The 16796-nt window shown below is 68.7% G+C and carries 12 protein-coding genes; 8 read left to right on the top strand and 4 right to left on the bottom strand.

From position 1 onward, the window contains the following. Window positions 1-120 precede the first annotated feature (120 nt). The 3 genes from hpf (at window position 121) to secA (ending at window position 5016) form a co-directional block, all read left to right on the top strand. Window positions 121-855: a ribosome hibernation-promoting factor, HPF/YfiA family gene (gene hpf, locus ACX80H_RS04130; RefSeq protein WP_459311228.1), complete on the top strand. Its 735-nt coding sequence runs from the start codon at window positions 121-123 to the stop codon at window positions 853-855. 117 nt (window positions 856-972) lie between these two features. Continuing rightward, window positions 973-2184, top strand: a complete 1212-nt coding sequence (locus tag ACX80H_RS04125) for a winged helix-turn-helix domain-containing protein (RefSeq protein ID WP_459311226.1) — start codon at window positions 973-975, stop codon at window positions 2182-2184. A gap of 123 nt (window positions 2185-2307) precedes the next feature. Further along, complete coding sequence (gene secA / locus ACX80H_RS04120; RefSeq protein WP_459311224.1) at window positions 2308-5016, top strand: preprotein translocase subunit SecA; 2709 nt, start codon at window positions 2308-2310, stop codon at window positions 5014-5016. On the opposite strand, the gene ACX80H_RS04115 is transcribed toward secA, so the two are convergent. Both ACX80H_RS04115 and ACX80H_RS04110 read right to left on the bottom strand, forming a co-directional pair. Further along, window positions 5017-5631: an Rv3235 family protein gene (locus ACX80H_RS04115; RefSeq protein WP_459311222.1), complete on the bottom strand. Its 615-nt coding sequence runs from the start codon at window positions 5629-5631 to the stop codon at window positions 5017-5019. Window positions 5632-5797: 166 nt separating this feature from the next. Next, the gene (locus ACX80H_RS04110; RefSeq protein WP_459311220.1) at window positions 5798-6748 is read right to left on the bottom strand and encodes a LysM peptidoglycan-binding domain-containing protein; all 951 of its coding nucleotides are present in this window, start codon (window positions 6746-6748) and stop codon (window positions 5798-5800) included. A 121-nt stretch (window positions 6749-6869) separates the two neighbouring features. Here ACX80H_RS04110 and ACX80H_RS04105 point away from each other — a divergent pair, with 121 nt between their 5' ends. Continuing rightward, window positions 6870-7430 carry a hypothetical protein gene (locus ACX80H_RS04105; protein ID WP_459311218.1) on the top strand — a complete coding sequence of 187 codons (561 nt, stop codon included), beginning with the start codon at window positions 6870-6872 and terminating at the stop codon, window positions 7428-7430. Between the two features lie 64 nt (window positions 7431-7494). Here ACX80H_RS04105 and ACX80H_RS04100 read toward each other — a convergent pair whose 3' ends face one another. Beyond that, window positions 7495-7719 (bottom strand): helix-turn-helix domain-containing protein, encoded by a 225-nt coding sequence (locus ACX80H_RS04100; protein WP_225437410.1) that lies wholly within the window; start codon window positions 7717-7719, stop codon window positions 7495-7497. Between the two features lie 180 nt (window positions 7720-7899). Between ACX80H_RS04100 and ACX80H_RS04095 the strand changes: the two genes are divergently transcribed. The 4 genes from ACX80H_RS04095 to ACX80H_RS04080 all read left to right on the top strand — a co-directional run bounded on the left by ACX80H_RS04095 (window position 7900) and on the right by ACX80H_RS04080 (window position 16384). Then, window positions 7900-8553 carry a CpaB family protein gene (locus ACX80H_RS04095; protein WP_459311216.1) on the top strand — a complete coding sequence of 218 codons (654 nt, stop codon included), beginning with the start codon at window positions 7900-7902 and terminating at the stop codon, window positions 8551-8553. After that, window positions 8550-9875 (top strand): CpaE/TadZ family protein, encoded by a 1326-nt coding sequence (locus ACX80H_RS04090; protein ID WP_459311214.1) that lies wholly within the window; start codon window positions 8550-8552, stop codon window positions 9873-9875. The genes ACX80H_RS04095 and ACX80H_RS04090 overlap by 4 nt, the downstream gene beginning before the upstream one ends. A 47-nt stretch (window positions 9876-9922) precedes the next feature. Then, a complete protein-coding gene (locus tag ACX80H_RS04085; RefSeq protein WP_459311213.1) occupies window positions 9923-14761 on the top strand; it encodes an NAD-glutamate dehydrogenase in 4839 nt (1612 codons plus the stop codon). Window positions 14762-14905: 144 nt separating this feature from the next. Beyond that, window positions 14906-16384 carry a sensor histidine kinase gene (locus ACX80H_RS04080; protein ID WP_087076421.1) on the top strand — a complete coding sequence of 493 codons (1479 nt, stop codon included), beginning with the start codon at window positions 14906-14908 and terminating at the stop codon, window positions 16382-16384. Window positions 16385-16484: 100 nt separating this feature from the next. Here the strand turns inward: ACX80H_RS04080 and ACX80H_RS04075 are convergent, their stop codons facing one another. Next, complete coding sequence (locus ACX80H_RS04075; RefSeq protein ID WP_055769355.1) at window positions 16485-16733, bottom strand: WhiB family transcriptional regulator; 249 nt, start codon at window positions 16731-16733, stop codon at window positions 16485-16487. Between the last annotated feature and the right edge of the window lie 63 nt (window positions 16734-16796).

Below are 16796 nucleotides of genomic sequence, written 5' to 3'. Positions count from 1 at the left end.
AGGACAGCCGTGATCTAACGTGAAGTACGGGTACGACACAGTGATGACACGTACCCGTCGGCGGCGGCTCTATGAAACGCCTCGGCTGCCGTCGTGTCAGCTAGCGATGTGGAGGGCACCATGGAGTTTGTGATCAATGGTCGAAACCTGGCGGTATCGGACCGTTTCCGTGAGTACGCGACGGAGAAGATCGACAAGATAGAGCAGCTCGGCGACAAGGTACAGCGCATCGATGCGAAGATCACCAAGGAAACCAGCGCACGCATGGCGGATACCTCGCTCACGGTCGAACTGACGGTGCTCTGCAGGGGCCCGGTGGTTCGGGCAGAGGCTACGGCGGCCGACAAATTCGCCGCGTTCGACCTCGCCTACGGCAAACTCCTCGAGCGTCTCCGGCGGGCCCGTGACCGGCGCAAGGTCCACCACGGCCGGCACACGCCGGTGGCCGTCGGCGCCGCAACAGCCGGTCTGGAGCCGGCGGACCCGACGCAGCCCCTCTATCTCGAGACCCCCGCCATCGAACCGACGTCGCACGAGCCGGATACCCAGTCCGAGAACCTCGACGCCTATTCGTCCCCCGATGACGTCCCTGCCGGGGACTCACCGGTCCTGATCCGCCGCAAGGTCTTCTCGGGGATACCGATGACCCTGGACGATGCCGTCGACAACATGGAGCTCGTCGGGCACGATTTCTACCTCTTCATCGATTCCGCCACCGGCGCCCCCTCGGTGGTCTACCGGAGGCAGGCCTGGACCTACGGCGTGATCACGCTCGACGCGAAATGCGCGGAGGGAACCGAGGAGCCCCACGAGGAACTCCTGGCCTACCGCGCCAAGGAAGCCGCTTCCGCCTAGTGTCCCGCGCACCGGGCACCCCGGTCGCGCCGATCAACCCGCCACCCGACAACCTATCGACCGCATACCCGGAACTGCCTCCACGCACCGCGCGGGGGCAGTTCCATGCCGGAGTCCATGCCGAACCTCACGACCGCCCAGGCCCGACGCATCCTCCTCGCCGCCCAGGGCCTGCACCGTCCGCGCCTCGAGGCGCCGCCGTCGCGCCGGGCCGTCGCCATCGCAGTCCAACGGCTGCAGGTACTCCAGATCGATTCGGTGAACGTCCTCGCCCGGTCGCACTACCTGCCCCTGTTCTCCCGCCTCGGTTCCTATGATCCCGCGCACCTCGACGCGCTGTACTCCCGGGCACCCCGGCGGCTGGTGGAGTACTGGGCCCATGAGGCGAGCCTCGTCGCGCCCGAGCTGTTCCCGCACCTGCGCGTCTGGCAGCGCCGGACCTGGATGGGAGCGGCCAGCGTGCCGGCTGCGCTGCGGCAGGACCTCGAGTCGTCCATCCTCGACCTCCTCGGTCACGGCACGCCGCTCACCGCGTCGAGCATCCAGCGACTGCTGGGTGCCGATACCGGGCGGCCCGCCGAAGGCTGGGGGTGGCGGTGGACGGCGGCCAAACGTGTGCTGGAAGACCTCTTCGCCAAGGGGACGGTGGGGTCGGCGGGCCGGACGGCCCAGTTCGAGCGGCTCTATGCACCCATCGCCGACGTGCTCCCGGATCCGGGCCTCGCCGTCGAGGAGCCCGACAGGACGCACGCCCTCACCGTGCTGGCCGAGCGGGCGGTAGGAGCCCTCGGCGTAGCCCCCGCCCGCTCCGTGGCGGACTACTTCCGTACCCCGGTGCGCGAGACACGTGCCGTCCTCGACGACCTCGTGGCCGCGGGGTCCCTGCACACCGCATCCGTGGACGGCGGATCCGAGCCGTGGTACCTCCACCCGGCGGCAGCCCTGCCGCGCCAGGCACGGGGAAGGGCCCTCCTGAGTCCCTTCGACTCCCTCGTCTTCGAACGCGACCGGCTGCACAGGCTCTTCGACTTCCACTACCGCATCGAGATCTACACCCCGGCCGAGCGGCGCATCCACGGCTACTACGTCCTGCCCTTCCTCCTCCGCGACTGCATCGCCGCCCGGGTGGACCTCAAGGCCGACCGGTCGGCGGGCCGCCTGATGGTGCGCGCCAGCCACGCCGAGCCCGGCGCTCCCTCCGACACATCTGCGGAACTCGCCGAGGAACTGTGCCTGCTCGCCCGGTGGCTGGGGCTCGACGCCGTCGTCGTCGAGGACCGGGGGAATCTCGCGTCCTCGCTCTCCACGCAGGTCGGCAGGCTACTCTGAGCGGACACGCAGTCCCATGTCGTCGCATGGTGGCGCGGGGGGAACCAAAACGGGGCACCGAACGTCGCTCACGTAGACTAGACACGCCATCTTTGGGCAGCATCAGATTGGGAGTAAATACCAGTGCCATCACTTCTTGAACGAGTACTACGCACCGGCGATAAGAAGACACTGAAGCGACTCCGCAACTACGCTGACGCGATCAATGTCCTCGAGGACGAATTCCGGGAGATGTCCGACGCGGAGCTGCGTGGCGAGACCGACCGGCTCAAGAAGCGCTACGCCGACGGCGCGACCCTCGACGACCTGCTTCCGGAAGCCTTCGCCGCCGTGCGGGAGGCGTCGAGCCGGACGCTCGGGCTCCGCCACTTCGATGTCCAGCTGATGGGCGGCGCCGCCCTCCACCTGGGCAACATCGCGGAGATGAAGACCGGTGAGGGCAAGACCCTCGTGGCGACCGCGCCCGCCTACCTCAACGCCCTGACAGGCAAGGGTGTCCACGTCGTCACGGTGAACGACTACCTCGCCGAGTACCAGTCGGACCTCATGGGCCGCGTCTACCGCTTCCTCGGCCTGACGAGCGGATGCATCCTCTCCAAGCAGGATCCCGCGACGCGCCGCGAACAGTACGCCGCCGACATCACCTACGGCACGAACAACGAGTTCGGGTTCGACTACCTCCGCGACAACATGGCCTGGAGCGCCGCCGAACTCGTGCAGCGCGGACACAACTTTGCGATCGTCGACGAGGTCGATTCGATCCTCATCGACGAGGCCCGCACACCGCTCATCATCAGCGGCCAGGCATCCGGCGACGTCAACCGCTGGTACAACGAGTTCGCGAAGGTCGTCCAGAAGCTCTCCGTCGAAGCGGACTACGAGGTGGACGAGAAGAAGCGCACCGTCGGCGTGCTCGAGGACGGCATCGAGAAGGTCGAGGACTACCTCGGCATCTCCAACCTGTACGAGTCCGCCAACACGCCGCTGATCGGCTTCCTGAACAACGCCATCAAGGCGAAGGAGCTGTTCAAGCGCGACAAGGACTACGTCGTCCTGAACGGCGAGGTCATGATCGTCGATGAGCACACCGGCCGGATCCTCGCCGGCCGGCGCTACAACGAGGGCATGCACCAGGCCATCGAGGCGAAGGAGGGTGTGGAGATCAAGGCCGAGAACCAGACCCTCGCCACCGTGACGCTGCAGAACTACTTCCGCCTCTACGAGAAGCTCTCGGGCATGACCGGTACCGCCGAGACCGAGGCCGCCGAATTCATGTCCACCTACAAGCTCGGTGTGGTACCCATTCCGACGAACAAGGAGATGGCCCGCAAGGACCTCTCGGACCTCATCTACAAGAACGAGGTCGCCAAGTTCGACGCCGTGGTGAAGGACATCGTCGAGCGGCACGAGACCGGCCAGCCGGTCCTCGTCGGAACCACGAGCGTCGAGAAGAGTGAATACCTGTCGAAGCAGCTCGCGAAGGCGGGAGTCCGCCACGAGGTGCTGAACGCGAAGAACCACGCACGCGAAGCGGCCATCATCGCGCAGGCCGGTCGCAAGGGCGCGGTCACCGTCGCCACCAACATGGCCGGGCGTGGCACCGACATCATGCTCGGCGGCAACGCCGAGTTCAACGCTGTCGCGGCACTGGAGAAGATGGGGCTCGATCCGGCGGACAACCCGGAGGAGTACGAGGCCAGGTGGCCCGCGGCCCTCGAAGCGGCGAAGGAAGCGGTCAAGGCCGAGCAGGAGGAGGTCCGCGAACTCGGCGGCCTCTACGTGCTCGGTACGGAGCGGCACGAGTCGCGCCGCATCGACAACCAGTTGCGTGGACGCTCGGGCCGCCAGGGCGACCCCGGCCGATCCCGCTTCTACCTGTCGCTCACGGACGACCTCATGCGGCTGTTCAACTCCGGCGGCGCCGAGCGCATCATGAACAGCGCCACCATGCCGGACGACGTCGCCCTCGAATCGAAGCTGGTCTCCAAGGCGATCGAGAACGCACAGGGCCAGGTCGAGGGGCGCAACGCCGAGCAGCGCAAGAACGTCCTGAAGTACGACGACGTCCTGAACCGCCAGCGCGAAGCCATCTATGGCGACCGCCGCAGGATCCTCGAGGGCGGCGACCTCAAGGAGAAGGTCCAGTTCTTCCTCGAGGACGTCATCACCGCGATGGTCGACGAGGCGACGGAACAGGGCCACGGCGACGACTGGGATTACGAGCTCCTGTGGACGAACCTCAGGACGCTGTACCCGATCACGCTGACCGCCGACGAGGTCATCGAGGAGGCGGGCGGCAAGTCCAAGCTGACCCGTGATTTCCTGCACGACGAGATCCTCTCCGACGCCAAGCTCGCATACCAGGCGCGGGAAGAGGCCCTCGGCGAGCAGACGATGCGTGAGCTGGAACGACGCGTGGTCCTGTCCGTCATCGGCAGGAAGTGGCAGGAGCACCTCTACGAGATGGATTACCTCAAGGAGGGCATCGGCCTCCGGGCCATGGCCCAGAGGGATCCGCTGGTCGAGTACCAGCGCGAGGGCTTCATCCTCTTCCAGGCGATGATGGAGTCGATCCGCGAGGAGAGCATCGGGTACCTCTTCAACCTCGACGTCGAGGTCTCCGCTCCTGCGCAGACCGGACTCCCGGGAGTGACCGACGGGCGGGGCGTGGTGCAGGCCCCCACCATCAAGGCCGCGGGACTCGACGCACCGGCGAAGCCGGCCACCCTCAACTTCACGGCGCCGAACGCCCAGGGCGACGCCGAGATGCACGTGGAGCGGAACAAGGTCCAGGCCGAGCCCGCGGGGGGCAAGAAGTCCCGGAAGAAGTAGTCAGCCGATCTCGAGGGCGGTGACCCGCCACGCTCCGCGCCGTTGCTCTATCCGAAGAGCGACGGCGCGGACCCGTTTCTGGTCGAAGGTGACGACGGAGGCCTCGTAGACGCCGGGGCTGATCGGGCACACCCGGGCCGAGCGCACCACGATGTGCCGGTCGGCGCTCGGCCGTGGATCCCCGCGGCCTGCGCTCCTGGCCGTACCGATGCACCGCACGAGGTTCGCCCGCAGTTGGAGCCGTTCGTAGTTCTCGGGGTCGAGCCAGCGCGCCATCTGCTGCAGGGGGCGCGATCCTCCCAGCACTTCCAGTGCCCCCTGGGCAACCGACCGGGCGATACCCGAGATGCGCTGTGACGAGTCGGGGTCGGCTTCCCACGGAGGAGTCCCTTCCCGCATCCTGTCCGGTGTGGTCCCGGTCCGCGCGGGAGAGGCCGAAAGCTCCGCCGGTGCTGAGGAATCCGGTGGCGCTGCAGGTTCGGCTGACGGCCTCAGCTGGAGGATCGTGGCGGGGCCGGCCGCGGCAGGCCTGCCAGGGGACGGCGGTGCCGGGCGAGGCGCCCCGCCGGCCTCGGCGAGCAGGGCGGCTGGGCGAAGACGGGTTACGGCAGGCACGGGATGTCCTCTCCTTGCTGTTGTGGCAGGCGACGTCCTGCCTGGTTCCTCCTATGGGCAGGGTGCGCGGAAAGCACGGGTGTGCTTGCCGCGCTCGATGCGGTGATGCGCGACGGGTGCGCGACGTGGTGCTCGGCATGGGTCGGCTGCGCCTGAAGGCGCGGGTTCAGGGCGAGGGCGCCTGCAGGACCTGGCCCGGCAGGAGGAGCGAGGGATCGTCGCCGATGACGGGCCGGTTCGCGTCGAACCAGGCAGGCCACGCTTCCGCTATGTCGGCTGCTGTAGCCAGCGGACCGAGTCGGCGCGCGGCGATGGACCAGAGTGAATCACCGGGAGCCACGACGACCTCCGCCGGGGCGGTCCTCCTGGTGTCCGGCCGGACCAGAAGCCCTCCCTCGGAAGGCATCGGCGCCGGTTCCCACGCGGGCGACACGGGTGCCGGCTCCGAGGTAGGCGACGCGGGCGCCGGTTCCGAGGTGGGCGACGCGGGTGCCGGTTCCCACGCGGGCGACACGGGTGCCGGTTCCGAGGTGGGCACCGGTTCCGAGGTGGGCGACACGGGCGAGACGGGTGCCATGGGAACCGGCGGTCCGGGCGGCACTTCCTCTCCGTCCTGTCCGTCCTGTCCGTCCGCACGTGTGGAGGTAGCGAGCGGCGACCAATAGGGAGATCCTGGGCGACCGGATGTGTCGGCTCCGGTCCCGGCGCCGGACGCCGACCGTGCTGCAGGGAGAACCGCGGGCCCGGTGACGGCGGATCCCGTACCTGTATCGGGACTGCCGGGTGCTGCCTGCGCCACCGCGGGCACCGCCAGGAGCTGGACTCCCATGAGAGCAGCGGCCAGCCGCCGCATGAACGCGGGAGCACACTGTCCGGCGAACGCCCCGGCGGTCACCAGGCCTCGTCGCTCGAGGATTTCGGCGATGACCGCCACTGCCAGCGTGAGGAGCCACAAGCCGACGATCACCACGCCGAGCAGTGACAGACCCACGCCGAGGACATCTTCCAGTCCCCGCCCTGGCGCTCGCCGGGAACGGGACAGGGCTCCTCCAGCCGCGGCCGACACGACTCCGCACGCCAGGATGATGCCGGCCTGTACTGCGTCCGAGCTCTTCATGGGACGCCCCCTCTCTTCCACTAGTTTGATGTAATTTGATAAAGTTTGTCTAGGTTCAGTTTATTTAGTGGTACTCACTGGTGTTGTTGACGCCGGCTATAGGGGGCTCTACGTTGTGGGCATGCGGTGGGATGCCCTTTTCCAGGATCTGGAGTCGCAGCTGCAGGCCGCGACGGACGCCCGACAGGAGAGCGAGGTCAGGGACCGCACGCGCGCGGAGCAAGCGCGCGTGACGCTGCTGCAGCGGTTGACCGGCCAGACGGGACGGCCGGTCGGGGTGTCGACCAAGGGAGGCCGTTCGCTGAGGGGCGTCCTGACGAATGTCGGCTCGCAATGGATCGCCCTGGCGGTGGAGGAGCGGTCGGTCATCGTGCCGCTGTCGTCAGTGCAGGTTTTTCGGAGCCTGGGGCGCAGCGTGGGCCAGCCGCTCGCGGGGATCGAGGCGAAGCTCGGACTGGGATCGGCACTGCGGGCCCTGTCGCGGGACAGGGCACACGTGGCGCTCTGGGTGGCGTCGCCGTCCTCGCGTTACGCGGGCGTCATCGACCGGGTGGGTGCCGACTTCCTGGACCTGGGACTTGTCGATCCAGGGGACGAGAGGCGTTCGGCGAATATCCGGGAGGTCCTCACGGTGCCCTTCGCATCCATCGACACGCTCGAGTCAGCCGCGCAGACGGAGTAGGCATCCCCGACGCCGGGCGCCGCGGACAGCAGTGGAGCCCGGCTGCAAGCAGGGGCAGGGACGGTCAGACGAGTGGGCTGTCGGCTTCGGTCCTGAGCGCGGACGCGGTCTTCTCGTACGCCTTCGCGATGTACTCCTCGAGTACCCGTGTCTCGACGCGCCACTGGCCCCGCCCACCCACCTGGATGGCGGGCAGCTCGCCGGAGCGGACGAGGGCGTACGTCTGCGAAGAGCTGATGTTGAGCACCTCACCGACATCGGCGAGGGTGAGGAAACGCCGCTCGGCCACGGGTCCGCCTTTCCTGGTTCTTCCGGTACGACTCCAGTCTGCCACCGGCGGTGTCGTTTGACGGGGATTTCCACACTTGGGCCCGATTTGCCGCCGGTCGGTTCCTTTTGCGCCCGTCGTCCACAAGAATTGCCGTCGGGAGCGCCCATCAGGGGCGGCACCGGTCCTTTGGGAGCAACAGTGACGACCGATACGCGTACCACGGACGTGCAGGGCGCGGCCCGGCTGAGGAAGCCGTCCTGGAAGGACCCCCGTCTCCTCATCGGAGTGCTCCTGGTGCTCGCCTCCACCGCCGGCGTCATCGCGCTTCTCACAAGCCAGGACAGGACCACGGACGTGTACTCGGCCCGGCAGGACATCGCTGTCGGGACCGCGCTGTCGCCCGAAGACCTCGTCGCCGTGCCCGTCCGCCTCGGTGACTCGACAGGCGCCTACCTCCGGGTGTCCGAGGGGATACCCGAGAACGCGGTTCTCACGAGGCTCGTCACCCAGGGGGAACTCGTTCCGGCGGCCGCCGTCGGCATCGCCGATGACCTGGACCGGAAGCCCGTCGGCCTGAGCGTCGAGGATCCGCTGCCCACCGGGACCGCTGCCGGCGACCGCGTCGATGTCTGGGTCTCCCTCCGGACCGACACGAACTCCTACGACCAGCCCCGGTTGCTCCTCGAGGCCGCAGAAGTCTCCGAACTGACGGTGGGGGAGTCGGCCCTCGGGGCGAGTGCCTCCACCCTCGTGCAGGTGCTCGTGGACGACGAGGCCATGCCCGAACTGCTCGACGCCCTCTCCAACGACGCCCGCATCGCCGTCGTCCTGAATCCGGGCGCCGGTTCGTGAACATCCCCGTCATCACGCTCGGGTCGCTGGCGAACGCGTACGTCCCGGGCCTCGAGCAGCTCCGCGGACCGGTCACCGTCGTGCGCCGGTGCGAGGAGCTCACCGAACTCATGGCCGCGTGCCAGACGGGTCTTGCACGGGCGGCCATCATCGCGCCCGGCGCCGCCGAGCTCACTGCGTCCCTGACCGACAGACTGCGCTTCGCAGGCGTCGTGATCGTCGCCCTGACCGACGGTCCGGCGGCCCCCGCCATCGAGGGGATCGAGTACGTGGCGTCCACGGCCGATCCCGCAGCGCTCGCCGACGCGGTCTCGCGAGCGGTCGAGAGGTTCGACGCGTCGGCCCGCCCCCGGGGATCCCTCGCCTATGCGGATCCGCTCGACGTCCCGGAGGCGGCGCCCTCGCCCGTCCCTGTCGGGGACGGGCCGGCCGACGGCCCCCCGGACGGTCGCATCGTGGCGGTCTGGGGGCCACCCGGCGGTCCGGGACGCACGACCGTGGCCGTCAACATGGCAGCGGAACTCGCCGCGGCGGGAACCTCGGTCCTGCTGGTCGATGCCGACACCTACGGTGCGAGCGTCGGCGCCTCGCTCGGGTTGCTCGATGAATCGGCTGGTCTCGCCCAGGCCTGCCGGATCGCGGACCAGGGCGGGTTCGGCGGGGCGGCACTCGGCCGGACCGCGGTGAGCGTGGCCATCAAGGGGGGACGCCTGCGGGTGCTGACCGGCATCACCAGGCCGGACCGCTGGCCCGAACTGCGTCCCGCGGCCCTCGGCCGGGTCCTGGAGGCCGCCCGGTCGCTCGCGGAGGTCACCATCGTCGACTGCGGCTTCTGCATCGAGGCCGACGAGGAACTGAGTTTCGACACCCTCACGCCGCGCCGCAACGGTGCAGCCCTCCGGTGCCTGGAGCTGGCGGACTCCGTCATCGCCGTCGGGGGAGCGGACGCAATCGGTGTTCCACGCCTGGTGAAGGCGCTCGCCGAACTCGCCGACATCGTCCCGACGGCTATCCCCCGGGTGGTGTTCAACAAGGTGCGGGCCGCCGCCGTCGGACGTGGCCCGGAGACCCAGTTGCGGGACGCGTGGGAGCGCTTCGGGCCGGCCGCCGGGATCTCCGCTTTCCTGCCCGTCGACGTCGCGGCCGCCGACGAGGCTCTCCTGGCGGGTACCGCGCTGCTCGAAACGGCGCCCGGCTCACCGCTGCGCCACGCGATCGCGGCGCTCGCCGGGGTGCCGATCGAGGAGAGGTCCCCGCGCGGGCCCGGGCGGCTCCTGCGTAACGTGAAGTTTTCGGGCAACACGGATAGGCTTCCACGGTAAGAGGTCGCAATGGCGCGGCCTTTAATTTCGTTACGGAGGCCCTTCCCATGTCGTCTGGATCCAGGACAACGGATCAGTCAAGCTCGGACACTGCGCGGGAGGGTTTCGTAGAGCACTACTTCGAGCATCTCGCGCGCGAAGATGCCGCCGGATACCTCCTCACCGACCTCCGCCAGCGCGCCTTCGCGCACCGCGACCTCGCCGAATCCCGGCAGCCGGGAACCGCCGCCATCGGTGTGATGGACCAGGGCAATGCGAGCGTGGTCATGATCGTCACGGACGACATGCCCTTCCTGGTGGACTCCGTCACCGCGGAGCTGGTCCACCAGAACGCCGCGATCCAGCTCGTCGTCCACCCGACGTTCCTCGCGGTGCGGGAGGACGGAGCGTCGACGCTCGCGGCGCTCGAGCGCGTCCCGTCGACGGCGGGAGCCTCGAGCGGCGACACGGCCGCGCTCCCCGACATGGGCGAGTTGGCCGGGCTGGCGGGCCACTCCGCGCACATCGAGTCCTGGATCTCGGTGGAGGTCGCGCGTCTTCCGGACACGGCTGCCAAGGAGTCCGTCATCGACGGACTCCACCGCGTGCTGGGGGATGTCCGGTCTGCCGTGGAGGACTGGCCCGCCATGCGCGATCAGGTCCGCTCCATCGAAGCGTCCCTCAGCTCGATCGCGGGTGCGGAGGACATCCCCGACCTGCGGCAGGCGCAGGAACTTCTGCAATGGCTCGACAGCGGGAACTTCACCTTCCTCGGCTACAAGGAATACGACCTCGTGACCGACGAGGCAGGCGCCGACGCCCTCCGCGTCCGGGAAGGAACCGGCCTCGGGCTGCTCCGGCACGCAATCGGGGGCGGGCAGCTCCAGCGACTCACGGGAGCAGGCAGGGCCAAGGCGCGGGAGCGCCGCGTCCTCGTCATCACGAAGGCCAACTCGCGGTCGACGGTGCACCGGGCCGCGTACCTGGACTACATCGGCATCAAGAGCTTCGATGCCCGGGGGAATGTGAACGGTGAGCGCCGCTTCATCGGCCTGTTCGCGACCAGCGCCTACACGGGCTCGGTGCGGAACGTGCCGCTCGTCCGCGACAAGGTCACCGAGGTCCTGCGGCGCTGCGGATTCCCGTCCGACTCCCACTCCGGGAAGGACCTGCTGTCCATCCTCGAGACGTATCCCCGCGACGAACTGTTCCAGATCGAGGTCTCCGACCTGGTCTCCACCGCTCTCGGGATCCTCCGGCTGCAGGAGCGCAGGCGCACGCGGCTGTTCCTGCGCCCGGACGTCTACGGGCGCTTCATGTCCGCCCTCGTCTACCTGCCCCGCGACCGCTACACAACGAGCGTGCGGTTGCGCATCGAGGAGGAACTGCGGGCGGCGCTCGACGCCGACACCATCGATTACGAGGCGCGGATGAGCGAATCCGCCCTCGCGCGGCTGTTCTTCCGCATCCGGCTGCAGAGGGGTGCGGAAGTCCCCGACGTCGATGCCGTGCAGCTCGAGCGGCGCCTCGTACGGGCTGCCCGCTCGTGGCCCGAGGGCGTCGTCGAGGTCGCCCAGGAGCGTTTCGAGCAGGACACGGCGCATCGGCTCGCTGCCCTGTGGGCGGAGTCCTTCCCGCCCAGCTACCGCGTGGACTACGAGGTCGAGGACGCGCTGGAGGACATCGCCCGGTTCGAACAGCTCGCCGAAGCGGGGGCCGGAGTACCCCAGCTCCACGTGTACGTGCCGGAGCGCCACGAGCCCGGGAGCGCCGCGGATGCGCGGCTCAAGCTCTACCTCACCGAGGCGAAGAGTCTGACGCAGATCCTTCCCTACTTCCACAACCTGGGCCTCGAGGTGCTCGACGAGCGGCCGTTCGGCATCACGCGGTCGGACGGCCGATCGTTCTTCCTGTACGACCTCGGCCTGAAGTACCCCGCCGAGATCTCACCCCTCGGGACGGCGGCCCTGCTGCAGGAGGCGTTCGGCGCCGCGGTCACCGGAAACAGCGAGTCCGACGCGTTCGACCGGCTCGTCCTGAGCGAACAGCTCGGCTGGCGCCAGGTGCTGATCCTCCGCGCCTACGCCAAGTACATGCGCCAGATGGGCAACACGAACTCCTACGGCTTCGTCGCCGATACCCTGCGGCGGAACGCGGTCGTCAGCCGAGCCCTCGTGGCCCTGTTCACCGCGCGCTTCGATCCCGACCTCGAGGGCGACAGGGCGGCGGCCATGGGCGCCGCACGGGCGGCACTGGACACGGGACTCGAGGCCGTTCCGACGCTCGACGCCGACCGCGTCCTGCGAACGTTCGCGAACCTCATCGAGGCGACCCTTCGGACGAACTACTTCCAGGACAAGCGGCACGTCAGTTTCAAGTTCGACACCGCCCGGATCGACGGAGCCCCGTTCCCGAGGCCCAAGTTCGAGATCTGGGTATACTCGCCGCAGGTCGAAGGCGTGCACCTCCGCTTCGGCAAGGTCGCCCGCGGCGGCCTGCGCTGGTCCGACCGGCGCGAGGACTTCCGCACCGAGGTCCTCGGCCTCGTGAAGGCCCAGACCGTGAAGAACGCGGTCATCGTGCCGACCGGCGCGAAGGGTGGTTTCTTCGCGAAGCAGCTCCCCGATCCGACGGTCGACCGCCAGGCCTGGCTCGCGGAGGGCCAGGCAAGCTACCGCACGTTCATCCGCGGGCTGCTCGACATCACCGACAACGTCATCACGAACGGCACGACCGAGTCGGTCCTGCCGCCGGCGCGCGTCGTACGGCACGACGACGACGACACCTACCTCGTCGTCGCAGCCGACAAGGGAACGGCGTCGTTCTCCGACATCGCCAACGAGCTGTCGGCCGAGTACGACTTCTGGCTCGGTGACGCCTTCGCCTCCGGCGGATCCGTCGGCTACGACCACAAGGCGATGGGCATCACGGCGCGGGGCGCCTGGGAGTCGGTGAAGCGGCACTTCAGCGAATTCGACGTCGACACGCAAACCGACGACTTCACCGTGGTGGGCGTCGGCGACATGAGCGGGGACGTCTTCGGGAACGGGATGCTCCTGTCCGAACACATCCGGCTGCTCGCCGCCTTCGACCACCGCCACATCTTCCTCGACCCGAACCCGGATGCCGCGACGTCCTTCGCCGAGCGCCGTCGCCTGTTCGACCTTCCCCGGTCCAGCTGGGAGGACTACGACAGCACCCTCATCAGCTCCGGCGGCGGCGTGTATCCGCGGCAGGCCAAGTCCATCCCCATCTCTCCGGAGGTGGCCGAGGCCCTCGGGCTCGACGCCGGAGTGACCAAGCTCAGCCCGCCGGAACTGCTCCGGGCGATCCTCCGGGCGCCCGCGGACCTGCTCTACAACGGCGGCATCGGCACCTACGTGAAGGCCACGGACGAGACGAACGGCGACGTCGGCGACCGGGCGAACGATGCCATCCGCGTGAACGGCAGCGAACTGCGCGCCCGCGTCGTGGGTGAGGGCGGCAACCTGGGCATGACCCAGCGGGGCCGTATCGAGGCTGCGCTGTCCGGGGTCCTCCTCAACACCGACGCCATCGACAACAGCGCCGGCGTCGACTGCTCGGACCACGAGGTCAACATCAAGATCTTCGTCGACCGGATGGTGCGCGCCGGGCGCCTGCAGCCGGAGGAGCGGGCGGAGTTCCTGCACTCGATGACCGACGAGGTGGCGCACCTCGTGCTGCAGGACAACATCGACCAGAACGTCCTCCTGCTGAACGACCGCCAGAGGGTCGTCGAATGGAGCCCGAGCTACGAACGGATGATGGACTGGCTCGAGAAGAAGGCGGACCTCGACCGGAACCTCGAAGCGCTGCCGACGACCGCCGAACTCCGCAGGAGGGCCGACACCGGGCGAGGGCTCACCTCGCCCGAACTCTCGGTGCTCGCGGCCTACGCGAAGATCGAGCTGACGAGGGTCCTCTCGGCTAGCGCGCTCGCCGACGATCCCTACTTCAGGGGCACCCTCCGCCGGTACTTCCCCCGGCAGCTGGTGGAGCGGTTCGATGACCTGCTCGACACGCACCCCCTGCGCCGGGAGATCATCTCCACCGTCGTCGCCAACGACATCATCAACCTCGGTGGGATCACCTTCGCCTTCCGCGTGATCGAAGAGACCTCGGTGCCCGAACCGGTGGTGGCGAGGGCCTTCGTGGCCCTGCGGGAGATCTACTCGCTGGACGAGACCGTCGATGCGCTCGCGGTCCTCCCAGCGGACTTCCCGACGGATCACTGGACCACGGTCCATCTGGACCTGCGCCGTCTCCTGGACCGGGGGGTGCGCTGGTTCGTGAACCACGTGGAGCCGGGCTCATCGGTGAACGAGGACATCGACGCCTTCAAGCCGCTCGTGGCTCCGTTCAGGGCACGGCTCTCGGAGTACCTGCGGGGCTGCGACCTCGAGCGGGCACGCGACGGCATGGCGACGGCGAGGGCGTGGAACCTGCCGCAGGAACTCGGCCGCCACTGGGCCGAGCAGTTCGAGTCCTTCCCCCTGCTGGACATCGCGTACAGCACACGCCGGGTCGACGAACCGGTGGAGAACATCGCCAAGGTCTACTACGCGGTCTACGACCGTTTCGAGGTCGACGACCTGCTCGAGCGGATCACGAAGCTGCCGAGGACCGACCGCTGGCGGGCCCTCGCCCGGGCGGCCCTGCGCGACGACCTCTACTCGACGGTCGCCGACATCTGCGTGGCGGTCATGCGGGCCACCAGCGACATGCAGGACCACGACGCCGGGGAGCGGCTGCTCGCGTGGCAGGAGCAGAACGCGGACCAGCTGCAGCGTGCGAGCAACATGTTCGCCGAAGTGAACAGGCTGGAGAAGGACGACATCTCGTCGCTCTCGGTGGCTCTCCGTCTCCTGCGCTCCATCGTGCGGTAGCCCGGGAGCCCCTCCGGCCAGCGTCAGTGGATCGGGAGTGACAGACTGGACCTGCGGCACCCCGTCCCGCAGGTCCGGTTCGTCGCCGGGAGTGGGAGCCTGCCGCCGTGTCGGCCCCGAGCACCCGAGCAATAGAGAGATTCCATGGCTATCTTCACTGACCCCATCCGCGAGTACACAGGGTTCGAGCCCGGTGATGCCGAGTGGCTCCACCTCCTGGTGGGGGACTGGCAGATGGTGGCCGACCTGGCGTTCGCGGACCTCGCGCTCTGGTTCCCCCTCGACGGGGGCGGCTATGTGGCGCTCGCCCACGCCCGGCCGTCCACGTCGCACACCGTCTTCCACAGCGACTTCGTGGGGGAGCGCATCCGTGCGGACCTGCAGCCGCTCGTCGATCTCGCCTGGGAGTCCCAGAAGATCGAGCGCTCCGGCGAGACGAACTGGACCACGGAGATGGCGATGCGCGTCGAGGCCGTCCCGATGGTCCGTAACGGCCGGACGCTCGCCGTCGTCACGACCCACATGGACCTGTCCAGTTCGAGGATGCCGTCCCGGCTGGAGCTGACGTACCGGCAGTGCGCCTACGACCTGCTGCGGATGGGGACCCTGGGCCTGTGGCCCGATTTCGCAACGCCGACCGGGTCGCGGCGCGGCGCCCCCCGCGTGGGCGACGGGCTGATCCGGCTCGACGTCGACGGCATCGTCCAGTACGCCAGTCCGAACGGCGTCTCGGCCTTCCGCCGGCTGGGCGACGTCGAGACCCTCGAGGGCCGGCCGCTCGCGGAGATCACGACGGGCCTCCTGAAGGATCGGCGGATGGTCGACGAGACCCTTCCCCTGGTCGTGACGGGACGCATGCCCTGGCGCACTGAGATCGGCTCCCGCGGGGTCAGCCTGTCGTTGCGCGCCATCCCCCTGCGGGACGAGAAGGAGCGCTTCGGAGCACTCGTGCTGTGCCGGGACGTCTCCGAGCTGCGGCGCCGGGAGATGGAGCTCGTGTCCAAGGACGCGACCATCCGTGAGATCCACCACCGGGTGAAGAACAACCTGCAGACCGTGGCGGCGCTCCTGCGGATGCAGTCCCGCAGGATGGTCAGCGAGGAGGGCAAGCTCGGCCTCGAACAGGCTATGCGCCGCGTGTCGACCATCGCCCTGGTGCACGAGACGTTGTCGCAGGGTCTTGCGCAGAGTGTGGACTTCGACGAGCTCATCTCCCGCCAGTTCCGCCTGTCAGCGGAAGTCGCGTCGCCGTCCCAGGCGGTGCGCACGGAACGGAGCGGCGATTTCGGGGAACTCCCCAGCGACCTCGCGACGCCGCTGGCCCTCGTGATCAACGAACTCGTCACGAATGCGGTCGAACACGGACTGTCCGGACGGGCCGGAACGGTCTGGCTCATGGCCAACCGCCGGACCGAGGCCGATGGCGAGGAGATCCTCCGTGTGACGATCGAGGACGACGGCGTAGGACTGCCGGCCGGCGGGCACGCGGAGGGACTGGGCCTGCAGATCGTCCGGACCCTCGTCACGAGTGAGCTGGGCGGGACCATCGAATGGAGCACCCGCCCCGGCGGCGGTACCTCCGTCACTCTCGAGACGGACCTGCGCCTCAACCAGGGAAGCTGACCGCGGGCGTCCGCTCCAGGGAACGACGAAGGGCCGCCCGGAGGCGGCCCTTCGTCATCCATCCAACTGCCTGGCTACGCCGGGTACGCCCCGGCGTCGATCATGAGGCGCGGCGCGCCCTGGCGGCCCGACGCTTGAGCGCACGGCGCTCGTCCTCACTCAGTCCACCCCACACTCCGGCATCCTGCCCGGATTCGATGGCCCACTGCAGGCAGGTGTCCTGTACCTGACAGCGGCGGCAGACGCTCTTCGCTTCCTCGATCTGAAGAAGCGCCGGTCCGGTGTTGCCGACCGGGAAGAACAGCTCCGGGTCCTTGTCCAGACAGGCCGCGCGACTACGCCAATCCATGGTGATCACATTCTCCTCTAGCCTCGCTTCTCGTATGTTTGTGAAAACATTCACGAGGGGGCT

It is taken from the genome of Arthrobacter pasteuri (assembly GCF_054510955.1).
Note: the sequence above shows the minus strand (reverse complement) of the source record. Positions and strands in the feature narration are given on the sequence as shown.

Excerpts from the sequence above, each read along its gene's own strand:
- ACX80H_RS04085 (WP_459311213.1), top strand. The coding sequence starts at position 9,923 with ATGTCGTCTGGATCCAGGACAACGGATCAGTCAAGCTCGGACACTGCG.
- ACX80H_RS04110 (WP_459311220.1), bottom strand. The coding sequence starts at position 6,748 with ATGAAGAGCTCGGACGCAGTACAGGCCGGCATCATCCTGGCGTGCGGA.
- ACX80H_RS04125 (WP_459311226.1), top strand. The coding sequence starts at position 973 with ATGCCGAACCTCACGACCGCCCAGGCCCGACGCATCCTCCTCGCCGCC.
- ACX80H_RS04080 (WP_087076421.1), top strand. The coding sequence starts at position 14,906 with ATGGCTATCTTCACTGACCCCATCCGCGAGTACACAGGGTTCGAGCCC.
- ACX80H_RS04105 (WP_459311218.1), top strand. The coding sequence starts at position 6,870 with ATGCGGTGGGATGCCCTTTTCCAGGATCTGGAGTCGCAGCTGCAGGCC.
- ACX80H_RS04075 (WP_055769355.1), bottom strand. The coding sequence starts at position 16,733 with ATGGATTGGCGTAGTCGCGCGGCCTGTCTGGACAAGGACCCGGAGCTG.
- hpf (WP_459311228.1), top strand. The coding sequence starts at position 121 with ATGGAGTTTGTGATCAATGGTCGAAACCTGGCGGTATCGGACCGTTTC.